The organism is Coraliomargarita sinensis, from assembly GCF_003185655.1.
Taxonomy (GTDB): domain Bacteria; phylum Verrucomicrobiota; class Verrucomicrobiia; order Opitutales; family Coraliomargaritaceae; genus Coraliomargarita_B; species Coraliomargarita_B sinensis.
In genome coordinates this window covers 387,211-412,539 of record NZ_QHJQ01000003.1, presented here as the reverse complement: position 1 = coordinate 412,539, position 25,329 = coordinate 387,211, and the positions used below count along the sequence as shown (strand labels likewise).

At 53.2% G+C, this 25,329-nt stretch carries 20 protein-coding genes; 11 read left to right on the top strand and 9 right to left on the bottom strand.

The features are described 5' to 3' along the window. Positions 1-4: 4 nt before the first annotated feature. The 6 genes from DDZ13_RS06355 to DDZ13_RS06335 form a co-directional block, all read right to left on the bottom strand. The gene (locus DDZ13_RS06355) at positions 5-898 is read right to left on the bottom strand and encodes a hypothetical protein (protein ID WP_110130590.1); all 894 of its coding nucleotides are present in this window, start codon (positions 896-898) and stop codon (positions 5-7) included. Beyond that, positions 898-2,457, bottom strand: a complete 1,560-nt coding sequence (locus DDZ13_RS06350) for an alkaline phosphatase D family protein (RefSeq protein ID WP_110130589.1) — start codon at positions 2,455-2,457, stop codon at positions 898-900. The genes DDZ13_RS06355 and DDZ13_RS06350 overlap by 1 nt, the downstream gene beginning before the upstream one ends. An 88-nt stretch (positions 2,458-2,545) precedes the next feature. Next, on the bottom strand, positions 2,546-3,001 hold the full coding sequence (locus DDZ13_RS06345; RefSeq protein ID WP_199221066.1) for a DUF4870 domain-containing protein: 456 nt from the start codon (positions 2,999-3,001) through the stop codon (positions 2,546-2,548). A 249-nt stretch (positions 3,002-3,250) separates the two neighbouring features. Beyond that, positions 3,251-3,400: a hypothetical protein gene (locus DDZ13_RS15610; protein WP_199221065.1), complete on the bottom strand. Its 150-nt coding sequence runs from the start codon at positions 3,398-3,400 to the stop codon at positions 3,251-3,253. A 19-nt stretch (positions 3,401-3,419) separates the two neighbouring features. Next, positions 3,420-4,256 carry a hypothetical protein gene (locus DDZ13_RS06340; RefSeq protein WP_110130588.1) on the bottom strand — a complete coding sequence of 279 codons (837 nt, stop codon included), beginning with the start codon at positions 4,254-4,256 and terminating at the stop codon, positions 3,420-3,422. 18 nt (positions 4,257-4,274) lie between these two features. Further along, entirely contained in the window at positions 4,275-5,849 is a 1,575-nt protein-coding gene (locus DDZ13_RS06335; RefSeq protein WP_110130587.1) for a glucose-6-phosphate isomerase, read from the bottom strand. A 311-nt stretch (positions 5,850-6,160) separates the two neighbouring features. Between DDZ13_RS06335 and DDZ13_RS06330 the strand changes: the two genes are divergently transcribed. After that, entirely contained in the window at positions 6,161-7,117 is a 957-nt protein-coding gene (locus DDZ13_RS06330) for a sugar phosphate isomerase/epimerase family protein (RefSeq protein WP_110130586.1), read from the top strand. A gap of 48 nt (positions 7,118-7,165) precedes the next feature. Here the strand turns inward: DDZ13_RS06330 and ilvD are convergent, their stop codons facing one another. Further along, positions 7,166-8,881: a dihydroxy-acid dehydratase gene (gene ilvD / locus DDZ13_RS06325; protein ID WP_110130585.1), complete on the bottom strand. Its 1,716-nt coding sequence runs from the start codon at positions 8,879-8,881 to the stop codon at positions 7,166-7,168. A gap of 136 nt (positions 8,882-9,017) precedes the next feature. On the opposite strand from ilvD, the gene scpB reads away from it, so the two are divergent. From scpB to DDZ13_RS06310, 3 genes are all read left to right on the top strand, one after another. Beyond that, entirely contained in the window at positions 9,018-9,809 is a 792-nt protein-coding gene (gene scpB, locus DDZ13_RS06320) for an SMC-Scp complex subunit ScpB (protein WP_269845165.1), read from the top strand. Between the two features lie 6 nt (positions 9,810-9,815). Then, positions 9,816-11,105, top strand: a complete 1,290-nt coding sequence (gene pheA, locus DDZ13_RS06315; protein WP_110130584.1) for a prephenate dehydratase — start codon at positions 9,816-9,818, stop codon at positions 11,103-11,105. A gap of 88 nt (positions 11,106-11,193) precedes the next feature. Next, positions 11,194-12,483 carry a cytochrome P450 gene (locus DDZ13_RS06310; protein WP_158279817.1) on the top strand — a complete coding sequence of 430 codons (1,290 nt, stop codon included), beginning with the start codon at positions 11,194-11,196 and terminating at the stop codon, positions 12,481-12,483. Positions 12,484-12,487: 4 nt separating this feature from the next. On the opposite strand, the gene DDZ13_RS06305 is transcribed toward DDZ13_RS06310, so the two are convergent. Together DDZ13_RS06305 and DDZ13_RS06300 are read right to left on the bottom strand one after the other, a co-directional pair. Further along, entirely contained in the window at positions 12,488-13,663 is a 1,176-nt protein-coding gene (locus tag DDZ13_RS06305; protein ID WP_110130582.1) for an OmpP1/FadL family transporter, read from the bottom strand. Positions 13,664-13,682: 19 nt separating this feature from the next. Continuing rightward, entirely contained in the window at positions 13,683-15,680 is a 1,998-nt protein-coding gene (locus tag DDZ13_RS06300) for an ATP-binding protein (protein WP_110130581.1), read from the bottom strand. 161 nt (positions 15,681-15,841) lie between these two features. Between DDZ13_RS06300 and DDZ13_RS06295 the strand changes: the two genes are divergently transcribed. The 7 genes from DDZ13_RS06295 (at position 15,842) to DDZ13_RS06265 (ending at position 25,297) form a co-directional block, all read left to right on the top strand. Next, on the top strand, positions 15,842-17,536 hold the full coding sequence (locus DDZ13_RS06295; RefSeq protein WP_110130580.1) for a methyltransferase domain-containing protein: 1,695 nt from the start codon (positions 15,842-15,844) through the stop codon (positions 17,534-17,536). 401 nt (positions 17,537-17,937) lie between these two features. Further along, positions 17,938-19,656 carry a sensor histidine kinase gene (locus DDZ13_RS06290; protein WP_158279816.1) on the top strand — a complete coding sequence of 573 codons (1,719 nt, stop codon included), beginning with the start codon at positions 17,938-17,940 and terminating at the stop codon, positions 19,654-19,656. A gap of 9 nt (positions 19,657-19,665) precedes the next feature. Then, the gene (locus DDZ13_RS06285) at positions 19,666-21,096 is read left to right on the top strand and encodes a hypothetical protein (protein WP_110130578.1); all 1,431 of its coding nucleotides are present in this window, start codon (positions 19,666-19,668) and stop codon (positions 21,094-21,096) included. Between the two features lie 39 nt (positions 21,097-21,135). Then, positions 21,136-22,260: an ATP-binding response regulator gene (locus DDZ13_RS06280; protein ID WP_110130577.1), complete on the top strand. Its 1,125-nt coding sequence runs from the start codon at positions 21,136-21,138 to the stop codon at positions 22,258-22,260. Positions 22,261-22,365: 105 nt separating this feature from the next. Continuing rightward, positions 22,366-22,755, top strand: a complete 390-nt coding sequence (gene panD / locus DDZ13_RS06275) for an aspartate 1-decarboxylase (RefSeq protein WP_110130660.1) — start codon at positions 22,366-22,368, stop codon at positions 22,753-22,755. Between the two features lie 218 nt (positions 22,756-22,973). After that, the gene (locus tag DDZ13_RS06270) at positions 22,974-24,932 is read left to right on the top strand and encodes a TonB-dependent receptor (protein ID WP_110130576.1); all 1,959 of its coding nucleotides are present in this window, start codon (positions 22,974-22,976) and stop codon (positions 24,930-24,932) included. After that, positions 24,932-25,297 carry a Fur family transcriptional regulator gene (locus DDZ13_RS06265; RefSeq protein ID WP_110130575.1) on the top strand — a complete coding sequence of 122 codons (366 nt, stop codon included), beginning with the start codon at positions 24,932-24,934 and terminating at the stop codon, positions 25,295-25,297. Before DDZ13_RS06270 ends, DDZ13_RS06265 begins: the two co-directional genes overlap by 1 nt. Positions 25,298-25,329 lie beyond the last annotated feature (32 nt).

The window sequence follows — 25,329 nt, the reverse complement described above, 5'->3', positions numbered from 1 at the left end:
GTTTTCAGAAATTGCCGGAGCGCTCTTTAGAAAAAGAGCTGAAGGCCAGGAAAAGAAAAATGGGCAAAGTGATATGCGGCATTCGATAGACAGCCTCGTGCAGGAACTGGTCGGCGCCCCACCAGGGCAAGGCTAGCGACATGCCAGCTGCTGGGCGGCTGAGGCTCGTGAGCAAGCCCCAAAGGGCTGCATAGGCGAGACCGATACGGCGGAGCGGGGGCACGACAAGTGCCGCGCAAACCAGGAAGTCCATCACACCCGCAAACTTAAGGAAGAGATCGGTCGCCTCTGCTCCGGTACGGAGGATCCCATAGGTGAGTCCATAAAAGTGGCCGGGTGTCGGAGCCCAGCCAATCGCGTAAATCCCATGTCCGACGAATGTGGCACAAAATGCGATGATAGCTAAACCGATGGTAAGGTGATCTTTTACACCGCGCTGCAAAGCCAGTAACAAGACCCAGGGCGCGAGGACTTGCCCTCCCTGTTCAACAAGGATGGCCGCTACGTATCCGGAATTTATGAATTTACAGAAGGTCAGGAAGGCCAGTCCTAGGGAACCCAGCGCCAAAAAGCTGAGCTGCACGAATCGATCCCGTCTGGCAGTGATCGACACTACGGCCAAGGCCGCGTAAAAGAATCCAAGCAAACGGACGCCGAAAAGGATCCGGCTGTCGGTGACAACCTCGGCGACATAGGCTTCCCAGGAGACGCCAAGCAAATCTGCGAGCCATCCGCAATAGTTAGGGTTCCAGAGCACTGCATCGTAGGGCCCACCCCAGCGCAGGTGTTGCCAGGCCCAGCCGAGAAAACAGGCACAGCTACCCAGACGAAGGATGCCGATCAACCGGCACCGGTTTTCCTTATCTGTCGACAAGGGTGCCGGATCGGGATCACACATTACCGTTCGTGGCGCAATTGATCCAGAGTGAGTTCGAAGGTGCCATGTTCATGATTGTCGATATCGATGATTGAGCCGTGCAGCGTTGGCGGTTTGGCTTTCGTATCGAAGGTCAACTTGGCAAAGGCCGGTGTGGCGTTGTAGCCCAGAATAAATTCCGAGCCCTTGGCGTTCTTTACCAGGCCGTGAGTATGCACGTTGGTCAGTCGGGAACTCATGATTTCATAGAGGTCATAGCCGCCGACACGTTCCGTCTTGCGAACATCCACCCGGTGACGATCCGCAGAGATCAGAACCGCCCCGTCAATTTGATTGGCTTCAATGAAACTAAAAATCGACTCACGCTCTGCGGGGAAGCCGTCCCAGGTGTCGCGACTGCCCGGTTTGACGCCGGCGCTCCAGGGGACGGAGGAGGCCAGGACCTTGAAAGTTCCCTTGGAGTGCTTGAGTGTTTCGAACAACCACTCCTTTTGCACCGGCCCCAACATGGTGCCCCCCGAACGGTCACGATAATACCGGCAGTCCAAAAAAATGAAATGGACGTCGCCGATGTAGGTATCAAACCAGCAACCCGGTTGGGCGTCGCCACCCCCGTAGTAGGCGTTGGCCCAGTTGTTGCGGAAAGTTTCCCAAACAGGGCGCTTCCAGGCGGGTTGGTCGATAAAGGGACCCGGAATGCAATCGTTCATCCCAAAATCATGATCGTCGTAGATGGCGTAAGTTGGTGTCTTCGAGACGAGCGAGCGCCAACCCGGTTCCGACTGCCGTCGATAATAGATATAGTCCTGAGTCAGCTGATGGGTCGGGTCATCGATGTAGACATTGTCTCCCAGCATGAACAATGCATCGGGATGGTGACTCTCAATCGTCGCCCACATTCTTTCATATTGCGGGGTGTAGCCGGCACCGCCTCCGAGCACCAGGGTGAACTTGCTTGCCTCGCCCCGGGCGGCTGTGGTGCGAAATGAACCCTGTCCGACCTCGCGCTGTTCAATGCTGAGTGATACCTCGTAAGTGGTTTCGGGCTCCAGACCGTCAAAATGGACTACCGCGGTAAAATCCGTCTCCGCCGAGGTGGTGGCATGCATCAGCTTATCCGATTCGGAGCAGCTTAAATTAACGGAAACCCTGGCGGCACTTTCAGTCCGCAGCCATATACTGGCCGAGTGCCCGGTAACGGCTCCGATCATGGGGCCGTGCACTAAATCGAGATCGAAGGACGAAGCCCATTCTTCGTACCCCTTTGCTTGGTAGAGTGCGGCAAAAGCATCCTTCGGTCCCGCAGCAAAGCGGCCGGGGTGTGCCCCGTGTTGCACAGCCAGTTTGGCTTCCTGCAGTGCGGTCTTACCATCTCCCTGCAGACTGGCCGACAGAGCCCGAACCACGTACTTCTCCGCTTCATCCACCGGGCTGTTCCGTTTTCTTGACTTATGCAACTCCTGTACCGCCGCTTCGTGATCACCTTTGGCCAGCTTGCGCACAGCGTTGCGTCCGGGATCGTGCTGGGCTCCCAAAGCCATTGGTACAAAGAGGCTCGCGAAGAAAATACGTCTTAACATAGGGCAGAGCGTGCAAAGCTTAGCTGACTCGACAAGGAGTTTGTGCCGTCGTTCCCCGTTCAGCTTAACGGGATAACAACAGCTATGATTACTGAATCAGCCGAATGGAGTAGGGGTATCTATAATTAGTGCCCTCGCTGGCTTTGATGGCAGCGATTACGGTGAAGACGATGACTGCGACCATTAAGGCGAGGCCGGCCAGGGCAATCAGTGGTAGAAACAGAAAGCTAATCAGCCCGATGATGGGAATTGCTGCGATAAAAGTCGTCACCACAGCGACCACGCCTAGCGCCATACCTGCCAAGGTGGCGGTAATCTGGAAGTTCAGCGATTCCTTTCCGCACTTATCGATAAAAGGGTGATCCTCCTTTTTGATCAGCCAAATGACCAGAGGGCCGAGGATATTGCCAAAGGGCACACCGACCAGAGCGGTGAGTGCCAGCAGGTGGCAGAGCATGCCCATCATGTACTGCGGTTTTTTAGAATTTGAGTTTTTGCCCGTGTCCGCTTGCTTCTCGGGCGTCGAATTTTCAGACGATTCCATATGTTATAGATAACGTCTCCGGATCAGGAGCCAACGGTAATTTTCAATTGATACCATCTTGGCCTGAAGCCCCGGAAGAAACTGCGACCCGGCTATGGCAACTTCGCGACGAGGATCGATTATTCAAAGAAAACTTCTGCAAAATGCTATTAAGTTAGGTGATAGGGCATACGGCAGCGGCGGCGTAAAAGAAGCGGGCACAAAAAAGCCGCAGAGTTAACTGCGGCTTTTGAAAAAATCTTTGTCGGACTAGTAGCCGCCACCGAAGCCCGGCGCGCCTCGTTCCCAGTCGGCGGGACGACTCCAGGGGACGGATTGCTCATCGGGTGAGCTATTAAAGCAACCGGTGACACCGAGCGTGCTCATTGCGATGGCGATAACTAGGAATAGTCGGATCATTTTCGTCAGGCCCCGCCGATTAGAGAAGTAATTGAACCTTGCTGCCGGAGCTCAGCTTCTTGGTGCCGGTGCTGCCCGGAAGTATGTTGGCCACAGCGTAGTTTTCTTCAATTTTCTGGATCTGTACCTTCCCCACAGCCTTCAAGTCTTGAACCAGAGTAATGGTCTGGCCAGCGGAGAGGCCGAGTTCAGGGTTGCTGTCGAGGACGATCAGACCGTCGTTCGTGCTGATGGAGTTGACTGTCGTTTCCAGACGAATCCTTTGAATAGGCTCACCACCCACGGACAACGAGGAGATTGTAGTATCAATACCACCTTGGCCATTGGGGCTGGACTGCTGCTTCTTAGCGGTAACTGCGTCGGCAATAGCAGTCTTAGACTCAAGATCGACCATGAGCTCTTCATTCTTGCTTTCGAGTTCCGCAATGCGCTCGTTCAGCTGATTGATTTCTGCTTCGCGACTTGCATTGGCCAGTTCTTCCTGAGTGGCGACTAAGTCAGCTTTGAGTTCCCTGGCGTCGTTCTCCAAGCTGGTTATTTGAGTATTAGCTTCTTCAAGAGCATTCTTGGCTCGGGTGGCTTCCTGTTGTGAGGCGTAGAATTTGGACTCGGTCTCTTCCAGCTCGGCTTTCGTCTCGGCCAGATTGTTTTGCTCCCGTTTCAGCTGCGTCTCTGTACGTTGGAGGACGTTTTGTGTGTCGCTCAACTCTGTTTGGGTCGAAGATAGCACCTGCTTTGTTTGGGTGAGTTCGGTATCCATATCAGCGAGTTTACCTTTGCTGATAAAGAACAGGGTCGTGGCAGCGACTGCGGCGACTATCGCGAGAATGCGAAGGATAAGAGATAGGTTTTTCATATGAGTGACAGTGGCGATTTATTCGTAATAAAACTGTGTTTCTGGGGTGGAAAATTTATCTTCTGCAATGATGCCACGCTGGTTTGCAGCAAGACGATTCAGTAGTTTAAAAATGATTTCTGTTTGCGACTCAAGGCCCAAGTGTTGCGCAATTGTGACGGTATTCAAGCGTTCTCCTGCCTTTTCACGCAGGAGGCTGATTATTTTGCTTTCGATCCCGAGTACGCTGGCGGCGGCTTTCTTGCCGGCTTCGACACCCGGCTGGTGGTAGGCGTTAATGTTGACCAACGAGGCGTAGAAGCCGACCGCACGCTCGAAGAGCGCGATGAGCTGGCCGACGGCCTCGGCCGTGACCTCGGAAATCGTGATGGTGATCGATTGGCGGCCGTTCTCGTAGAGTGCGTCACGCGTGCCGAGGTAGAAGCCCTGGAGGAAGTCGCCGGTTGTGATACCATCTTCGACTTCGATCGAGTCTCCTTCGCGGTCCTTGAGTACTTCGATGAAGGTGACGAAGAAGTTATGCACCCCTTCCCGTAGCTGCTGGACGTAGGCATGTTGATCGGTCGAGCCCTTGTTCCCGTATACGGCGATCCCCTGATTGACGGTGTTGCCGTCGAGGTCGAACTCCTTGCCCAGCGACTCCATGACGAGTTGCTGGAGGTATTTGGAAAAGAGCATGAGGCGGTCCTTGTAGGGGAGGACGACCATGTCCTTGGCACCTTTGCCCTCGGTGGCGTAATACCACATGAGGGCGAGGAGGGCGGCGGGGTTCTTTGTTGTTTCCGTGCTGCGAGTGGCGGCATCCATGGCGGCGGCACCGGCCAGCATGCGGTCGATTTTCAGACCCTGGAGCGCAGCCGGAAGGAGGCCGACCGCGGCGAGTTCGGAGGTGCGGCCACCGACCCAATCCCACATGGGGAGCCGGGTCAGCCAGCCCTCGGACTCGGCGACTTTGTCGAGCTTGGAGCCTGCGCCGGTAATGGCGATGGCGTGTTTGGCGAAATCGACTCCGGCAGACTTGTAGGCGGCCTGGGCCTCCAGCATGCCGTTGCGGGTCTCCGGCGTGCCGCCGGATTTGGAAATGACCACGGCGAGGGTTTCGCCCAGCTCGCCATCCAGTGTGGCCAGAGTGCGGTCGATGCCGTCGGGGTCGGTGTTGTCGAAGAAGTGGAGCTGCATCTTATCCCTATCCGGATTACCGAGAGCGTCGGCTACAAACTGAGGTCCTAGTGCCGATCCCCCGATGCCGATGACGAGACAGTTCTTAAATTTACCTTTAGCGCCCGCCAGTTCCCCGGAGTGGACCTTGGTCGCGATTTGCCTGATATCGGCCAGGCACTTTTCGATTTCGGTGGTCAGCTCCGGTTCCGGGGCCAGCGAGGCATCGCGCAGCCAGTAGTGGCCGACCATCCGGTTCTCATCCGGGTTGGCAATGGCACCCGCCTCGAGATCCGCCATCGCCTTGTAGGCCTCTTGCATCTTGGGCTCCATTTCGGCCAGAAAGCCGTCGCCGAAATCAATGCGGCTGATGTCGAGCGCGAAATCGAGCTCTGGCAGTGTGAGATAGTGTTTGGTGAATTTTTCCCAGGACATGATCTTTCTATTAATGATCTATAGGAAGTAGGGAAGTAAAGAAGCTTCGCAGGTAGATCATTTGCAGGGGAATGCGTCAATCACGGCGGGGAAACTGCAAAAAATCTTTTTGTGTAGGCCGGTGCACGTAAATGATCAGCGGCCCAATACAGAGTATTACCTATTCCCAGCTTAAACGCCCTTCTTCTATATCGCTAAAGATGCGTCTGAGCTGGCCAAAGCGAATTCCTTTCAGTTGCAGAAGCTTTGCTTGTATATAAAGAATTGCCCGGACATTCTGCTTATCTGAAACGTAATCAAGTACCCCTGTGATGAATAAATTGATTCAAACCCTGACATTACTGTGCCTGTTGTGCACCTTATCCGCGGGATCGACTCGTGCCGCTGAGAAAAAAGCCTCGGTGACAGGTCTTTCCGGGCCGGCTCTCGCCTGGTGGTGTTTCAGCAACGACGGTGGTGCGGGGCTGTTCTCGCTCGACGAAATGATTGCGATCGCGAAGGAGCACGAGATGGCGATCGACATTCCTCCGCATAAATATGTCGAAACGATTCAGGATGCCGGCGTGGCGGTGCCCTGTCTGGTCAAAGAGATCCCGGATCTCCCTCCTTTTGTCTTGAGTCCCGGAAACCCCGCCGAGAGGGAGCAAGTGACGAAGGCGCTCAAGGACACGATCGATCACGCGTCGAAGCATGATGTACCCATGGTCATCTGTTTCACCGGCAACAAGGCGGTCGACCTCAGTTTTTCCCGGCAGTTTGACAATCTGGTTGCGGCCTACCGCGACTTAACCGCCTACGCCAAGAGCAAACAGGTTCGATTGGTGCTGGAGTGCCTCAATGACAACTTTTTTGCTGGCGAGGGCGGTGCGATGAAGGGGCATCCCGGTTATTTCGGCACCAACCCCTGGGTCTGTCTCGATTTGGTCGAGGAGGTGGGAGAACCCGAATGGTTTGGCCTGGCCCTGGACTGGTATCATTTGGGGGTGGAGGATTACGCCTTTGGTCACGGCAACAGCCAGGATATGTCCGTTTTTATCGAGAAGGCGAAGGACTATATCATTCACACCCACGTTGCAGGGGTCTATGCCGACGAAAAACTCATGCGGGGGCCCCTCCACCTTCAGGGCCAGAAAGTGGATTTCCCCAGAATCTACCAGGAGTTGGGACTCGAAGTCCCCTACACCTTGGAATTTCCCGTTTACGGGGGGAAGGGGGATGCCCCGGCCGCAAGGGAGTCAATCGCGGAAGCGATCAAACTGATGGAGTGAAGCATCGGGCGGTCCGCCCGGTTTGCTCACTCGGATTAAAGGCTTTCCCTAAAGATTTTTATCGGTGACGGCCCCCTCGGAGGCGGTGGCAACAAGGGCGGCGTATTTGCCCAGCACTCCCCGTTTTTCGCCCGGGCCAGTCGGCTTGAAGGCATCCATACGTGCTTTGTATTCCGCCTCGTCGATCAGGAGGTCGATGGTGTTCTTCTCGGCATCAATCTCGATGGTGTCGCCGTTCTTGACGATTCCGATGGGACCACCGCAGGCCGCTTCCGGAGTGATGTGACCGACATCAAAACCGTGGCTGCCGCCGGAGAAACGTCCGTCGGTGATAAGGGCGACTTCCTTGATCAAGCCGCGACCGGCCACTGCGCTGGTGGGGGAGAGCATCTCGCGCATGCCGGGACCGCCAACAGGGCCTTCATTGCGAATCACAACGACATCGCCGGCCACCACATCGCCGCGGAGGATACCGATAAGCGCTTCTTCCTCGCCTTCGTAAACTTTGGCTGTGCCCTTGAAATAAAGCCCTTCCTTGCCGGTGATCTTGCCGACCGCCGCTCCGGGGGCGAGATTACCGCGCAGGATGCGCAGGTGTGTGCTGTCCTTGATCGGATTATCCCAGGGGCGGATGATATCCTGCTCGTCGGGGAATGTGCCGTAGGGCTGCACGTCTTTAAGCGATTCCGCGATGGTCTCGCCGGTTACGGTCAGGCAATCGCCATGGAGCAGACCACGATCGAGCAGCATCTTCATCATCGGGCGGATGCCACCGATACGGATAAGATGATTCATGCTGTACTTCCCGAAAGGTTTCACATCAGCCAGCAGCGGGATGCGCTGGCCGATCTCACGGAAATCATCGATAGTGAGTTCGACCTCGGCGGAGTGGGCGATGGCCAGAAGGTGGAGGATGAGGTTGGTCGAACCACCGAGGGCCAGGCAGGTCATGATGGCGTTTTCAAAGGCCTTGCGCGTCATGATGTCGCGGGGCTTGATTCCCTTTTCCAGCATGTTAACGACGGCAGCACCGGCCATTTCGCAGTCCTTGCGCTTGGACTCGCTGATCGCGGCCTGTGCGGAACTGCCGGGCAGGCTCATACCCAGCGCCTCGATGGCGCTGGCCATGGTGTTTGCGGTGTACATTCCGCCGCAGGAGCCGGGGCCGGGGATGGCGTATTTCTCAACTTCCTTGAGTTCCTCGTCGGTCAGTTCGCCTTTGGCGTGTTTCCCGATCGCCTCGAAAACCGAAACGATGTCCATCGGATTGCACTCCTCTTTTTCGTCCTTCGGGCGGAAGCCGGGAAGAATGGTGCCCCCGTAGACAAAGACCGCCGGGCGATTGAGCCGGGCGATAGCGATCATGCAGCCCGGCATATTTTTATCGCAGCCCCCGATGGTGACGAGCCCGTCAAATCCCTCGGCCGCGGTCGTCGTCTCGATGGAGTCGGCGATCACGTCGCGCGAAACCAGACTGTAGCGCATGCCTTTGGTGCCCATGCTGATGCCGTCGGAAACGGTGATGGTGCTGAAATTGACGGCCTTGCCGCCCGCGTTGTTGATTCCGTTGGAGGCGTGCTCCGCGAGGTCACCGAGGTGCATGTTACAAGGGGTGAGGTCGCTGGGGGAACCGGCGACGGCGACCTGCGGCTTCTGGAAGTCGGCATCTTCGAAGCCGACAGCCCGCAACATGGAGCGGGCGGCTGCGCGGTCGTTACCGTCGACAACGACGGAAGAGTGGGGGCGTGTATTCTCTTTGGACATGTCTAATTTGAATTTAATTTCTTGTCTGGGTCTTTCTCGTTGCAGAAAAACGTGGATTCCAATCAATAGCGGATTGTTCGACAACTCCCTTTTTACTCTACAAGCCCGATATTTGCCCATTCTATAGACGACATACATGGAATTTAATCTGCAAAAGACCCTTGAAGCCCTCTTGCTTTCCACCGCCGAGCCGATTTCGATGAAAGATCTGGTGAAGCTGTTCGCCCGTTATCACGAGGAGGCTTCCGCTGCAGCCGAAGAAGCCAAGGAATCCACCGAGGAGGATGCCAGCGAAGTGGAGGTGCCCAGCTTGGTGACACAGGCACAATTGCGAGAGGCTCTCACCGCCCTGACGGACGCCGCCGAAGTAGAGGATAAGACCTACCGCATCGTTGAAGGACCGAACGGCTACCAGATCGTGACGGCGCCCCAGTATGCCGAATTCGTGCGTTTGCTCCGTGGCGAACCGCGCCCGATGAAGCTCAGCCCCGCCGCGCTGGAAACCATGTCGATCATCGCCTACCGCCAGCCTGTGACCCGGGCCGAGATGGAAGCCATCCGCGGTGTTTCCGTGGATAGTGCACTCAACAAACTGCTCGAGCTCGAGCTCGTGCACGTCACCGGACGGGCGGAGCTTCCCGGTCGTCCGATTCAATATGGCACCACGGAAAAGTTCCTCGAATTTACCGGGATCAAGGAACTCGATGAGCTTCCTGCCTCGGATGTGTTGACCAATAATCAGATCGATGAGTGGATGCGTCACACGGACGAACCGGTTGAAGAAATTTCCGACGAAGATGTCGGGCTTTCCAAAGAACCGAAGCCGGATGAGTTGCCACTGGATGAGAGTTATGCCGAGATCGACTGGAAGAAGGAAAACGCCGAGAGCGATGCGGCCGATCAAATCGCAGAAACCGAGGAAAAATAGAGCGGCATGGCCGAAGATATCAGCTCAGAACTCAAGCGTCACCGTGATGCGATCGACCTAATCGATACGCGGTTCGTGAGTTTGCTCAACGAACGTGTGCAAAAGGAGGGTGGCTACAGCGAAGAGCAGGTGCTGGAAAAAGTGGTCCGCTTCAATCAGGGCCCGCTGACCGCGGACAGTTTACGGGCGATTTACCGCACGCTCATGCTGGCGGGCCTAGCACCCAATGCGGTCGAGACGGATCCTAAGCTGGTGGATGAACTCGACCACGAGATTGTTAATTTACTGAACGAACGGGTGCGTCACGCCGGTGAAATCGGGCGTATCAAGCACGCCCGTGGGGCCGACTACTACGATCCGACCCGCGAGGCCATCGTTATGGCCAAGATCGCTTCGCTGAACGAAGGGCCTAGCACCGATGTGACGCTGCAGGCGGTTTACCGCGAGGTCATTTCCAGCTCGATCTCTCTGGAAAAGAAGTTGGAAATCGCGTACCTCGGACCGGAGGCGACCTACACGCATCAGGCGGCCATCCGCAACTTCGGGGTGAGCCTAAACTACCGAGCGATGAAGACGATTCCGGATGTCTTTAACGAGGTGGAGAACGGAGCCGCCGATTACGGCGTGATCCCGATCGAAAATTCCACCGAGGGCGCGGTTTTTCACTCCATGGACATGCTGGTCGATTCCGATCTGCATATCTGTTCGCAGGTTTATCTCCCGATCGAGCATTGTCTCGTTTCGCGCGTGCCGCTGAATCAGGTCAAGGAGGTGCGTTCCAAAGACCAGGCCCTTGGCCAGTGCCGCGAGTGGTTGCACGCGAATTTGCCCGGCGTACCGACGATGGACGTTGTCAGTACCGCCGAGGCGGTGCGCATGGCATCCGAACTGGATGGGGTTGCCGCAGTGGCGAGTGTGCTTTCCGCCCAGCATTATGAAGTGCCGGTTCAAGCGCAGGGCATTCAGGACCGCGATGACAATGTCACCCGTTTCCTGGTGATCGGCAAGACGCAGGCCAAACCGCTGGGGAACGGCAAGGATAAGACCAGCCTGGTGATCTCTTTAAAAGACGAGCCCGGGGCTCTGGAAAAAACCCTCCGTCCCTTCGGGTCACGAGGGATCAACCTCAGCAAGATCGAGTCGCGCCCCAGCCGGAAGAAAGCCTGGGACTATCTGTTCTTTATCGACTTTATCGGCCACCACGACGATGCGAATGTCCAGGACGCGCTCAGAGAACTCGGTGAACACTGTGAGTTCGTGAAGTGGCTTGGGAGTTATCCGAATGTCGGACGCTGAAGTAATGTTCATCTAGCGTTTTCACTTAATGAGGGATTATACCATATCGAGTATGAAGGGAGAGCCCGTTTGGGGATCTCTCAGGCACATGCAACGCGATTCGGTTGATTTTCTGGAAACCTGTGGCGCACTGGGCGACATCGTGAATTACCGCTTTGTCAACCGGCGCATGGTTGGTTTGCACCATCCCGATCTGGTGAAAGATGTCTTGCTGACACGACACGAGCTGTTTGTGAAGAAGGGGATTTACAGCCGGATGAATGCGGTGTTCCGAAACGGGTTGCTCACCGCCGAGGGAGAATTCTGGAAAAAACAAAGACGTATTATCCAACCTTCATTCACCCGAAAGAATCTGAACACGATGGTGGCTGCTATGAGCGAGGAAGCTGCTGGCTTTCGTGATGAGCTTCTGGAATCTGCCGATAGCAACCAGACGGTGGATGCTTTTGAAGCCATGCTGAAAATTGCGCTTCGAATCATTACCAAAACCATGTTCAGTAATGATGTTTCCGGAAGGCACCGCGAAATTGCCGAGCATATTTATGCAATTAACGCGTTTCTAAAACACCGGAACTTCAGTTACGTTCCGCTGCCAACCTGGATACCCACACCATCGCATAATCGCTTCCGCCACGCCTTGAAGTCGTTGGACTCGATCGTAATGGAACTGGTCCGTGAGCGAATGCAACGTGAGGATCCTGGTGACGACCTATTGGGTATGCTGCTTAAGTCGACTGATCCTGAGACCGGCAAGCGAATGCCCATGCATCAAGTTCGGGCCGAGGCGATTACCATCTTCATCACTGGTCATGAAACCACGGCGACTGCGCTTTCCTGGGCCTATTATGAAATGGCGAAGGCGCCGAAGCTTGCGGAGGAATTGTATCAGACAGTGGATGCGGTTTTTGGATCAAGTGTGCCCGAGTTCACCGGCGAAGCGATGAAGGAGCTTGGGTGCCTTGACAATATCTTCTACGAGTCGATACGCATGCACCCGCCTATCTATGTGACTTACCGTCAAGCTGCGAAGGATGTGACGCTCGGCGGGGTGCGTATCCGGAGAGGGGATACGGTTCACATCAGTCCACTGATTGCGAATTACGATACAAGGTATTGGAACGAACCTGAGTCCTTTAACCCGCAGAGGTTTAAGGGTGGGGCAGAGGGAGACGATAAGTTTGTATTTTTCCCTTTCGGCGTTGGCCCGCGTTCCTGCATCGGTTCGCACTTCGCCTTGCTGGAGGCGCGTATTATCATGACAACTCTGGCTCAAGCGCTGAAGTTTGAACTAGTTGATCCCCACTTCGTGGCCAAACCGGAGCCGCTAGTCACGTTAAAGCCCCGGTCACCATTGCCGATGCGTGTACGCCGGCGTTGATCGGCTAAAAGCGGTAACTCAGCGAGGCCGCGATGGACTGGCTTTCCAGGTCATACTCGCCGTTAATCGGAAAAGAAGGATCGCCCGGCTGTGAAGAAAGTTGTCGTTCGGTATCCACGCTGAACTGGTAAGTTACCTGCCAAGACAGATTTTCGTAGTCGCGACCGATACCGAAGTTCAGGAAGGTTCGGTTGGCATCTGGCACCAAGGGCGAGAACTCTTCGCTGGGAATGGCATTTTCCGTGTAGGTGATACCGGCGCTGGCATGCCAGCCACCCTCAAAGAATCGGGTGGCTCCGAGTTCATAGAAAAAAGCGGATTCCCAGTTCAGCGGAACGGCTGCACTGAAGAAATCATTGGAGATGACCAGGTCGTCGACCTTATCCCAGTTTGTCCAGTCGATGTTGAATTCAATATTCCATTTTTCGTTAGGCCGCCATGAATAGCCCAGTATGATAGACTCCGGGAAGTCCAGCTTGGCCTCGGCTGATCCGCTTGTCGTGGCCGGTCCTATGGAAAAATTCTTCTGCTTTCCGTCGAATTCGAGTTCGGTCGCGTGTTGATAGTTCAGGCCGAAGGAGTGGTGCTCGTTCGGCTGCCAGAGGATACCAAAGGAGAAACCAAAGGTGTGGTCATCGCCCTCGAAGGTGCCCAGAGGGCCGGTCGTATGCAACTCGATATCTCCGTAGTCAAAGCTGGGCCCAAATCCAATCGAGAGTGTATCCGTGACCTGCCATGCCACCACGAGGTGGGACTTTAAGTAGTAGAGTTGTGATTTATAGCCCAGGTCAGAGAACGGCGCATCCTGACCCCAGTCGACACCGAGGGCAAAGGGGGCATAGCTGCCAAAGCCGATAGCAAAAGGCTGATCTTCGAATTTATGGGCTGCGAAGAAGCTCGGTAAGGGTTCGAAGCTATCATCGGTTTCGAATTCAAACGGACCGACTTTATAGGTATGTTCTGCTGAAAAGGCATAGACGCCGCCTTGAACCTCAGTGCCTGCCAACTGGGTTAATCCGGCGGGATTATAAAAAACTGCGGATGCTGAGTCCGCAGTTGCCGTGTAAGCATTGCCTCTGGCTGTGGCAAAAGCATCAATATAGGCAATACGGCTGCCCACCGCGCTGGTTATATTTGCGCAGAGCAGGAGCGGTGAAAGGGCAAGGAGGACTTTTTTCATCGTTTTTGTGGTGTAATAATTAGGTGGAAGCCGTCTCAATCAGCGCAGGAAGCCGAATGTCGATATCCCAGATGTTATCCGGGTTGCGTGGTTTCAATTGTAAAAAGCCGCCATGGTCAGTCACGACTTTATGGGCCACGGACAGCCCCAGCCCGACGCCTGTGTTTCGGGTGGTGAAGAAAGGTTCGAGCCCGGAGTCGAGGCTCTCCTCGGTAAAGCCTTTGCCTTCATCCCGCAGGAGTAGGTGGATAATGCCTTCCGCATTTTCCTGAAGTTCCAGGTGGATGGTGCGTGATTCCGGGCTGGATTGCAGGCCGTTCAGGAAAAGCTCTTCAAACGCATAGCAGAGTGCCTCCGGGTTGCCGTGAATAATTGCCTCGTCCTGTGAATTAGTCATTTCCAGTTTCGCGTCTTTGAAGCCGAGGTGTTCCTTCGCATTGTTGAAGGCGCTTAGTAAAACATCTTTTATTTCGATGTCTGCATTTCCGCTGGTGGCATCCTGGGCGAGGTAGAGCATCTGCTCACTGAAGCGTTTGATGCGTGATGTCTCCTTTAGCAGCGATTGTTTCAAAGACTTCTGGAATTTCGGATCGTCGATACGTTGCTCAATCAACTGGGCATGCGTCGTAAGTGGGACCAGTGAATTTCTTATTTCATGCGCAAAGCGCTCGGCGATCAGGCTGATTAATTCGTCGCGCGAGTCCTCAAGTGCCGTCTGTTTATTAGCCTCGATCTTGGTGAAATCATCCAACAACACCATGGTTGGCCGGGGGAGAAGTGTCAGCTCGCCTTCTGTGGTAAAAGGGAAGAGGGAAACTCTGAAAATTTCGTTTTCCTTCGAGCCCGGGATAAAGAAAGGCTCGCAGATATCACCTTTCTCAACGGCTCTGTGCACGACAGCTGCCAGCTTCGCGGGAAGCTCGGCAAAGTCGATCTGTCGACTGGTTTTACTCTCGACTTCAAGGAAGCGGCGAGCGGCTTCGTTCGCGTAGAGGATGTTTAATTCCTCGTCAATCACGATGGCGCCACTGTGTATCGCGCAAAGCACGTTCTCGATCATACGGCCATGGCTCGCCAACTCCATGTGCAGGCGGCTATTTCTTATGGCCAGGCCCAGTTCTTCCATCAAAAGGAACAGTAACTGCAATTCATCCTCGCTGTACGGGCGATCGGTGATCGGCCCGTTTAGGACCGCAAGACCGATGAGCCGCTCACGATCGGTAATCGGTACGGCCAGCTGACAGCCGAGGATGGCAAACTCCTTCATCAGGTCTTGATTGGTTAAGCATTCCGGTGAATTGGACCGGATGATTCGCGGATGTTCGGAGAGTGATTGTCCGATGCCCACGCCGCGACTGAGCTGGAAGCAGTCGATGAGGTCACCCGGAATGCCCAGAGATGCAATACATTCAAACGCTTGACCAACACCACGGCCAAGGAAAGGTTGCTTGGCCGAACCCTCGAGAAAGATGGCAATTCGGCTGAAGCTGATGTGCTCCCGCAACTTCATGATAAATTGCCGGGAGAACGCTTTGTAATCCAGACTGTAGCCGAGCACATGCGAAAAGTCGCGAAGGACTTGAAGTGCAGATGCCGTCGAGGTTGTATTGCCGTTTTGCGGAGGCAGGGTATTCGCCGTATGCGTCGTATCCGGCACTTGCTGTGTGGTGGGTCGTGTCAGGACACGCAGCAGCGTCCTGACAGGGAGCGGTTCAGCAAAGTAGAGGTCGGCCCCCGAATCAAAAGCGATCTTTTCCTCTTCGGCAGAGTATTCGGGTGATATAACAATCACTCTAATTTGATGCGATGCGTACTGTAACTGCGTCAGGTGACGCGCCATTAGGTCATTTTCCTGATTGGAATAGACCAGCGCGAACTCGAATACGTTTCGCTCCAGAGCTGTTTGAGCTTCCTGAGGTGATTGTTTGCAAACAATCCTTATGTCTGTGGTCGCGAGGGCTTCCCGAATGGTTTTCGGGGCTTTAGCCTCACTGCAAATAACTAGAATTTGGCTCACGGATTGGTAACTCAAATATTTCCTTGGTTTCGTGAGTTAAGAGCCTCGAACTGTTTGTGCAATAGAATTTCATCAGCAGGTGGTTATTGACCTGATCCTTGGAAGACAGTTTTAACTAGACAACCCTGCTCGATAAATAGTGCTACTTTCCTAAAATTCATATGCTCGCGCCAAAGACGACTTCTGGCCCGCAGGCCATCTCCAGCCGTTTGGTCTCGTTCCCCGGTCGACACGACTTGAGCTTGGTCGGTTACATTGACGAGGGACCGGAAGAAATCTGGAACGGACGTTTTATTATTCTGGCCCCGCGTTACGGGGAGACCAAAAAGAATAATCTTAAACTGGCGTACTCGTTCGCTGCATCAGGATTCCGCGTTTTACGCTTTGATCAAAGTAATCACATCGGTGAAAGCGATGGCACCATCGATAACTTTACCCTGCCCGGCGCGGTGGAAGACATTCTGTCGGCGGTCGATTATGTCGCTGGAGAGTTTGAGCCGGATGAGTTGATTCTTTTTACGGTAAGCTTGTCCGCCCGGTGCGGTTACCGCGCATGCTCGGTGGATTCGAGGATCTCCAGATTTATCAGCATGGTCGGAATGGTCGACATGGATGCGACTCTGAAATCAATCTACCAAAGGGATATTTTTGGTGAATTTGCTTCCGGGGCGGATTGGGAATCGATCGACATTCTTGGCTTTGAGATCAATGCAGAGAACTTTCATTCCAGCATGTGCCGTGCTGCCCTGATCGATTTGGAGGGGACTTTACAAGATGCCAGAAAGGTTGAGGCCCCGGTTTTGCACTTGCACGCTGCCAACGACCTTTGGGTCAAACTGGAAGATGTGGAGCGTGTTGTTGAAGCTTGTCCCCTTGGACAATTAATGACGGTTCCGGAAGTCGGGCATGAGGTAAACGAGAACAGGGAGTCACTTCAATTCGCCTTGGAGAAGTCGATCGAATTTTGCCTTTCCGGATTACCTCAGTCGGCCTCGAATGTGGCTCTCCCCGATAAGGAATCGCTCTTTCGTCAAAATAGGATCGAGCGTGAGCGAATGCAGAAGATAGTTCGTTTTACCGAACAGGAATCAGAATTCTGGGAGACTTATTTATCGAAATTCGGTATCATTGAAAAAGCTCATTATTACGTGGAGTATTTTCAACAATTGGCCGAATTGCTTGGGGGCGTAAAGGAAGACAGCGTATTTTTGGATGCCGGTTGTGGTAACGGCTTTTATGGTGTTGGCGTGATTCGTTCCGTCCTCCAGGGGGTAAATCAATTTGAGGGCTTTCCGAAGGCAGTCCATTATTGCGGAATAGATCTGACGGGGGGAGGCCTCGGCCATACCTACCTGAGGCATCTCGACGAGTTGTCCGAGGTTCATCTACAGTATCTAAGCCGTGAAGCGGGTATTGGTGTGTCGTACCGAAAGGTTGACTTCGATGTAGTCGATCCCCGCACGAACATGATTATTCCTTTGGCTGAGCAGAGTGTGGACAAGCTCTGCTGCAGTTTGGTTGTCTCCTATCTGAAGAAGCCACAGGCGTTGTTAGCGGAGTTCTATCGTTTGCTTAAGCCGGGAGGTGCGGCGGTTGTTTCAAGTATGAAACCGGGTTGCGATTTAACCGTTTTATACCATGACTCACTAGCGCGTAATTACTCGGATTCCAATCAGGAGCAGGCCACTGAACTGTTGAGTTCCGCCGGTCGTATCAAGACAAAGCAGGAAGTCGGCGTGTATAAATTTTATGAAGCTGCGGAGTTGGAAAGGCTGGCTTTTGATGCGGGTTTTACCGATATAAAAAGTATGAGCTGCTTCGGTAACCAAGCCAATTTGATTCGTATCTCAAAGTGAATCTGTATCTGACGGTTTCCTCTTTTCTTAATTTCTTCGTCTCCGTGGTTCTGGTGGCGTTGATTTCGTCCTCGTCGATGGACCGCAATCCGGTAAGCCGCCGATATCTTGCATTCCTGATAACGATCACCATTTGGTCGGCAGCTTATTTCTTCTGGCGGATCACTTCGTTAGAGGCCTATGCCTTCCTTTTCTGTCAGATACTGATTTCTGCTTCAGCGTTAATTCCGATAACCTTTTTTCATTTCTCAGTTAAGCTCGTCGGGCTTTCGGCGGAGCGTAGAGTGATCTTCGGATATTTGGTCGCAGGCCTGTTGGTCGCATGTGTCCCCTTCGGATGGATCGTGGAAAGCGTCTCTCCCAAGCTTGGACACGAATTCTGGCCTAATGCAGGAATTCTGATGCCCGCTTATCTGGTGTTTTTCACATTTTATGTTACTGCCAGTGCCTGGGTCTTGTTTAAAGGTTTCAAGGAACACCTTGGCCAGCGCGCCTCGGATTGTTTCTTTGTCCTGGGTAGCGGGGTGATCGGTTTTGCGGGCGGATCGACCAATTTCCCGCTCTGGTATGACATTCCGATACAGCCTTATGGCAATATTCTGACAAGTGTATATATCGTCATTGTCGGTTACGGGCTGTATAGCAAAAAAATCTCCGGGATCAGTCTGGATTTTTATAAGGCACTCTCAGAGCTTTTCCTCAATCTTTCGGTGGCGCTTTTTTATGTCATCGGCTACGGCATTTACATGCGCATCTCCGGTGAAGATGCCACACCTGCACAGCTTTGGATTCACGGCATAGGCTCTTTCTTGGTCAGTTACGCTTTGTTCTGGCTCATCCCCAAGGCAAAGTACTGGACGACCCGGATTGTAGACACGCAATTTCGTCAAGCTCAGGTGGATGCCCTTGAGTCCTTGAAGGCGCTGCCCACAGAGCTATCAGATATTTCCGACGTGAATGAGATCTTCAAGTTGGTGGGTGACTCTATCGCAGATGCTTTAGAGGTCTATGATGTTTCCATTTACATAGAGGAGACGTTCTCCAATGATTACGAATGTGTCTACGCAACCCGGGAACGGTTTGAGGAGTTGGGGAAAGAGCGCGTTTTCAGTATGGATCCACTGGCGGAGGTCTTGTCCAAAAAGCCGGATGTCATCGTCCTTGATCGGATTCATGATGTGCAAAGTTCTTTTTACGCGTCCTTGGTCGATTTAAAGCATCAGATGGACGTTTCTGTCATTGTTCCTGTTTTTGCCGGGCATGACTTGTACGGGTTGATTTTTATCGGCCAACCACGGCAGTCGAAGACATGGAATGATGAGGAAGTCTCCGCACTTTTTAACATCGGTGCTCAAGTCGGTTTGAACATCAGAGTTCGTGAGCTTGAGCGCAGATCGAGCGAGATCGACAAATTGGTCGCATTGGGAACGATGGCTGCCGGCTTGTCCCACGAAATCCGAAATCCGTTGGTTTCGGTTCAGACCATGACCTCGATGATAAAGAAGGGCAGTTCTGCGAACCAGATAAACGAGGAATTCAAGCAGGTCCTGATTCGTGATGTGAAAAGAATCGAAAATATTGTCGAAGGCGTTGCTTTATACTCCAGAAATCAAAAGGTGCATCAGGTTCCCATACGGATCGATGAGGTGATCGCAACCAGTATGGAGTTGGTCGAGGCGAAGGCCCGGGAAAAGGAGATTTCGATTCAGTACCGGGACCACTCCGATGTCGAAATTTCGGTCCGAGCGAACTACGACCAGCTGACTCAGGTGTTCCATAATCTTCTGGAGAACGCATTGGATGCGCTCTTGGTTGCAGATAAAAACGACAAAACCATTCAAATAGAAAAGAGGATCGTGACCGGTCAGCGGAAGCAGGCCTGGGTGGAGATTTCCATTTCCGACAATGGCGTGGGCATTCCCAAGAATATCCTTTCCAGAATCTTCGACCCCTTTACGACATCAAAGGATACGGGGCGAAGGGAGGACAAGTCCGGGATGGGCCTGGGATTGGCCATTTCCAAGCGGATTATTGATAACCACGACGGTGCAATAAACGCTCGAAATAATGCCGACTGCGGCGCAGTGTTCGTGGTTAGCCTGCCAGTCAAAGAAAATTGATTTAGAGTGATGAAAGGGAAGCAAGCCAAGTTGACGCAGAAAGCTGATTCTCCACAGGCGAGTCACTACTTAAGGGCGTTTGCTCAAGCCCTCGGCACGTTTCATGAGTTTGACGGTTTTGTGGCTTCGTTGAAACAACTTGTCTCCGAGGATCCGCATCTGCCGGGCCAGCTGAGTTTGCCTGCAGCCGACGCGTCTTCGTTACCCGATTTTGAAGGGCTTGATGATAAAGAATGCGTCGTGCCTGTTGTGGGCTATGAGGGAAATCACGGTTATATGCAATTCAGGCAAGCCAATGAAGGCCGACCTTTCGGCGCCGGAGACCTTCACCTTATGGGAGCGTTGGCCTCAATGATTTCTGCCCTGTATTCACAGGCACGCGAATACAGGCAGCAAAAGAGAAAAGCGAATATCATGCAGTTCCTGATCGACCAGCTGCCGGTAGGTATTATTTGCTTCGATGAACTGGGGGACTTGCTGGCCGGGAACAATTTGGCTTGGCGTCAGTTAAACCTGCAGAGCTTTTCCGGGTCGAAGAATGACGCACCTATACTGAATGCCTTGCGGGATGGCGTCGCGGAAAACGGGGAAGCCCATTTTGCGGTCGATGGACGTTTGATGTTTGCCATGAAGCGGCTCTTTGAATCCGCAGAGGGAGAGGCTATCTCGTCGTATGTTATCTACGACATGAGTAAGGGCAAAGAAAGGCTGATCGATGCGCTCGACCGGGACTACTATAAGGCCCTGAGCCAAGGTTCTGGTTTGTGCCTGGCCGTATTATATTCGGATAAGAGGGCCGGCTCGGTTTATTCAAAGGCCAAAGAACTTTGCGGTTCTCTGAATCTTGATGCCCAACTGATCGGTCCGGTTGATGCATACACCTGTGCCTGTGGGATCCCGGCGGACAAATTGTCACGGGCCAAGCTTGTGCTGGAATCTCTAGCCAAAGCTTTAGCCGAACCTGAACTGAGACTATCTTTGGTCCGTGTCGAGAAAACCCTGGGAACTTCTCCCGGGGCTAAAGGCATTGAACACGGAGTATCTGCACTGAGACCGGTTGAAGTGGCTTTGATTCCGAAATTAATGGTGCTGGATGTCTATCGCCCGGTATTTGAGACGCTTCGTATACTTCTCGATGGGGTGGCCGACTTGGATTATTTCCAATCTGCAGGCGAAGTCTCATTAGGAGTGCAAAGTGGTGATTATGACGGCGTAATCGTGGACCTGGATTCGCTTCAGTTCAGTGAAAGAGAGGTTTTGCTCGCGGATATGCATACCGAAGGCCAAGGAATGAAAGTGTTTTTTACCAGCACTCGTCGGAAATCGATGCTTTGTGAGGATGAGCTTCCGGTCCGTTTGGGCCAAATTTTATTTAAGCCTTTCGAAGCTGAGGCGGTGGTGAAAACTGTAAGATCGGCCTTTACCGAAGCACTTAATTAACTTGAGCTTTTTCTTCAGAGTTTGAGAGTTACAGTACGAATGAGCGAAAAGACAGATAGTTCTCTGGTAAAACGCCTTTTGGTCGTCGATGATGAAGAGGGCCCAAGACAGTCGCTCAGCATGATTTTTGGGGATGATTACGATGTTACGGTGGCCTCCTCGGGTGAGGAAGCCATTCAGCTATCTAAAAACGCACCCTTTCATGTCGTTATTACCGACATCCGTATGCGCGGTTTAAGCGGGATCGATGTTTTGCGTGAAGTGAAGGAGATCGACTCCCATACTGAAGTCATTGTTCTCACGGCGTATGAAACTCTGGAAACCGCCCGCCAGGCGATCAGCCTGGGCGCTTCCGAATATTTAAAGAAGCCCTTCGATATCGATCATATTCAAAAAGTGGTCGAACGCTGCTTCGAGAGCTACATGTTCTCGACCAATCAGGAGGTGTTGATCCGTAAGGACGTTAATGCGGCCAAGACGAACTTTCTGGAGATTGTCAGTCATGAACTGAATACGCCCATGAACGGGATCGTCGGCTTTATCGAGTTATTACAGGACACGAAGCTGGACGACGAGCAGACGGAATACCTCGAGACCATCCGGGACTGTAGCTTAAAATATTTCGAGCACGTGCAGGACATCCTGACTTACGCGAAACTTTCGATGAGCGACAGCGAAGTTTCCCGAAGCTCATTCAACCCGGCCACTTTAATCCTGAAGTTGATTCGTGAGGCCGAGGTTCCAGAGGGAGTGGAACTGCGCAGTGAAATCGAAGAGGCCATGCCGCAGCTGCTGACCGGCCCGGAACAGGAAATTCGCATCATTCACCGAAAGCTGATCCTGAACGCGCTGAAGTTCACCTCGGAGGGAGAAGTTGTGGTCGGGCTCAGCTGTGAGCCTATCGAGAAGGATCTTTACCGCTGCATTCTGACGGTGCGTGATACCGGCCCCGGAATCGACCCGGAGCTGATCCGTGGCGGCCGTATTTTCGATGCCTTTACCCAAGGCGATTCCTCGTTGAAGCGTCCCCATGAGGGAATGGGGCTTGGACTGGCTCTCTGCGACCGGCTCAGCGAGAAAATTGGTGCGAGCCTTAGTGTCGACAGTGAATTGGGGCAGGGTAGTACGTTCAAATTTGTCTTTGATCTGGTGAGTGATTCCTAGAAAAGCCTTCCCTCCGCTCGAAGTTTCGATTTGTCAAAGTACGGCAAATCCTCCAACCTGCGCCGCTTTTTTGACAATCGGCCGATAAAGCTCAATTTTGATAACATGCAGGTAACTCTACTAAAGTCCAAGCTGCTACGAGCAGAGATTACGGATCGGGCCCTTCACTACGAAGGTAGCTTGGCCATAGATTCTGCCCTCATGGAGCAGGTGGGCCTGCGCCCCTACGAAAAAATTCTCGTGGCTAATATTGCCAACGGTGAACGCTTTGAGACTTACGCCATCGAAGCACCTAAAGGTTCGCATACCATCTCGTTGAATGGTGCCGCAGCTCACAAAGGTGAACTCGGCGATTTGCTGGTCATTATGTCTTTTGCCCAGCTTGATGAAGCAGAGGCCGATACTTGGAAGCCAAAAGTTCTGGTACTGGCCGACGGGAACAAGCGCGTTGTGCGCGCGGACAATATCCAAGTCGCGGAAGACGTTTTCGTATAAGCGGCCGTCTATTCGTTTCGCTAATAGACGTGATTGAACCAGCTTTTAGCTGAATTTTGAGAATTGTTCTCACTCGTTGCCGTAATGTGATAATTCTGCGGGATTATCAGACATTAAAAATTCGTACACACACCGATACGACGATTGAATTTATTGCGCATGATTCTCATTAATCATTAAGGCTTGCTTCGCGAATTGGACTACCGCATCCAGCCTACATGCACCTGAAAAAAGTTATTCGGCAGACATTATTCATTCTCTCACTGGCGGCAGCTGGTTCGGTTTCCTTAGGGGCTGAAGAGCCAGAAACACCGGTTTACAAACTCGATGATTATGTTTTTGTCAGCACCCGCACACCACTAAGTACAGCGCGCTTGTCACCCTCGGTCACCGCAATAACCGATCTGGACATAGATCAGTGGCAGGATGCCTCTTTGTCCGAGGCTATTGCCCGCACACCCGGGATGGTGCTTTGGTCGAACGGTTCGCGTGGCAGCGTAACCTCGCTTTCAACACGTGGTACGGAGAGCAATCACACGGGATTCTTTCTCGACGGCAGGCGACTCAACCCCGGTTTTGGCAATCAATATGACCTGGGTTTTCTGCCGCTGAACAATTTGGAGAGCGTCGAGGTGCAACGCGGCGCGTCCACGGTCAATTTCGGTTCCAGCGGGATCGGTGGAGTGATCAACGCACGACTGAAATCTGCTCTTGGGCAAAAGCGCCCGGAAGCCAGCTTATTTCTTGAAGGGGGTTCAAATGACTATCGCAAAGCCGGAGTGGATTTTGCTCTGGGGACAGAGGCAGTGGGCCTGAGCCTCTCCGCTTCGACTACGCAGACCGATAACGAACGCCATAACGATAGCTTCGAGCAGCTCAGTTTGCTGAGTCGTTTGGATTGGAAACTGGCGGACTCCGTTTATCTGGAATTGATCGGTTCTGCCTTCGATACCATGAAGGAATTGCCCGGCTCCACGACAGGACCGACGCCGTTTGACAATCAGGATACAACCAGTTGGCTGCTTTCACCGGGGATTCGTTATTTGACGGACGACCTTTCGGTTCACCTGTTCTATTCGCGATCCGAGCGGACAGCCGACATTTTTGAGGTCAATTCAGCTTTTGATTTTGGCGTCTTTCCCGCCCTCTATTTGGGTGACTTTCCGATTTCGAATGAAATTGACGTATTAACAGACGAAATGGATCTGCAGATCGACTACTCACTCAGCGATAACGTTTTGCTGACCGGAGGTGTGGTGTATCGAAATGACGACGTACGTAATACCAACATCAACACAGCCAGCCCATTGGCACCCCCCGCACCTTACGGCGAAAGCTTCCAGCAATGGGGCAGCTTCGCCTTACTCTCCTGGCAACTCTCTGACAGATTTGAAGTTCGTGCGGGTATTCGTCACGATGATTATTCGGACTATGACGACGAAGTGACCGGCAACGCTACTTTTATCATAAACCTGGAAGAGCTGAATGCGACCGTCTTTGCCAAACTGGCAAATTCCTACGCCCCTCCCGGTCCCGTCGATCTTGCGTACGATTCCGACCAGAGCACACCGCTCAATGCGGAAGAAAGCGTTTCGTATGAAATCGGTTTTCGACAAAGTCTTTTGCAGGACGAACTGACATATTCGTTGGTGCTGTTCCGCAATGAGATTGATGACCTGCTAAGCTTTGAGCCGACGACCTTTGACACCTTCAATATTGAGGAAGCCGTTACGCAAGGTGCTGAAATATCCGTGAAGTATCAGGCGAGCAAGAAACTGGATCTCGGTCTGGGTTACACGTATTTGGTTGCCGAGAGCGATCGCTTGAACGATCCGAGGACGGGCGGGTTCGTGGCTGACCCGGCGAGAGACGTACCTTTGGCCCGCCGTCCGGAGCATCTTTTGCAGCTCTCCGCTTTTTATCATTGTACGGATAACTTCAGTGCCGGGGTTCAAGCGATAGGACAATTTGAACGCGAGGATATTGATCCGGAAACTTTCCTGCAGGTGCCGGCTGAGGATTTCTTCGTGGTTCGGCTCGTCGCGGACTGGGCGATCGATGAAAACTGGTCGCTTTACGCCAAGATAGAAAACCTGCTTGATGAAGAATACGCTTCTGCGGCAGGCTATCCTGCACTTGGCCGCGCCGGATATCTGGGACTGAAATTCACCTACTAATGCCGCATACAAAACAGCGTGAAGCGATCATCGATGTGCTGCGTGAAGCCGGTCGTCCCCTGACGCGCGATGAAATCCTTCGGCTGGGCCGTCAAAAAATCGAGCGACTCGGCTCAGCGACCGTGGATCGTGCCATCCGCGAAATGGCGGAGCAGTTTCACTTGATCGGTCTGGAGTATCCCGGTCAGCCCAAACGCTATGAGTTGCCCGCCGATGCTGAGCACCCTCACTTCGTTTGTCGTCGCTGCGAGCGGGTTTTCGATCTGCCGGTGGTGATGAAGGTTCCCGCGATCAAAGCGCCGTCCGGATTTAAAGTGACCGGAGGCGAAGTAATTTATTCCGGGACTTGTCCGGATTGTCGCTAATCGGTAGGGCATCCGCAAGCGGAGCCCCTACG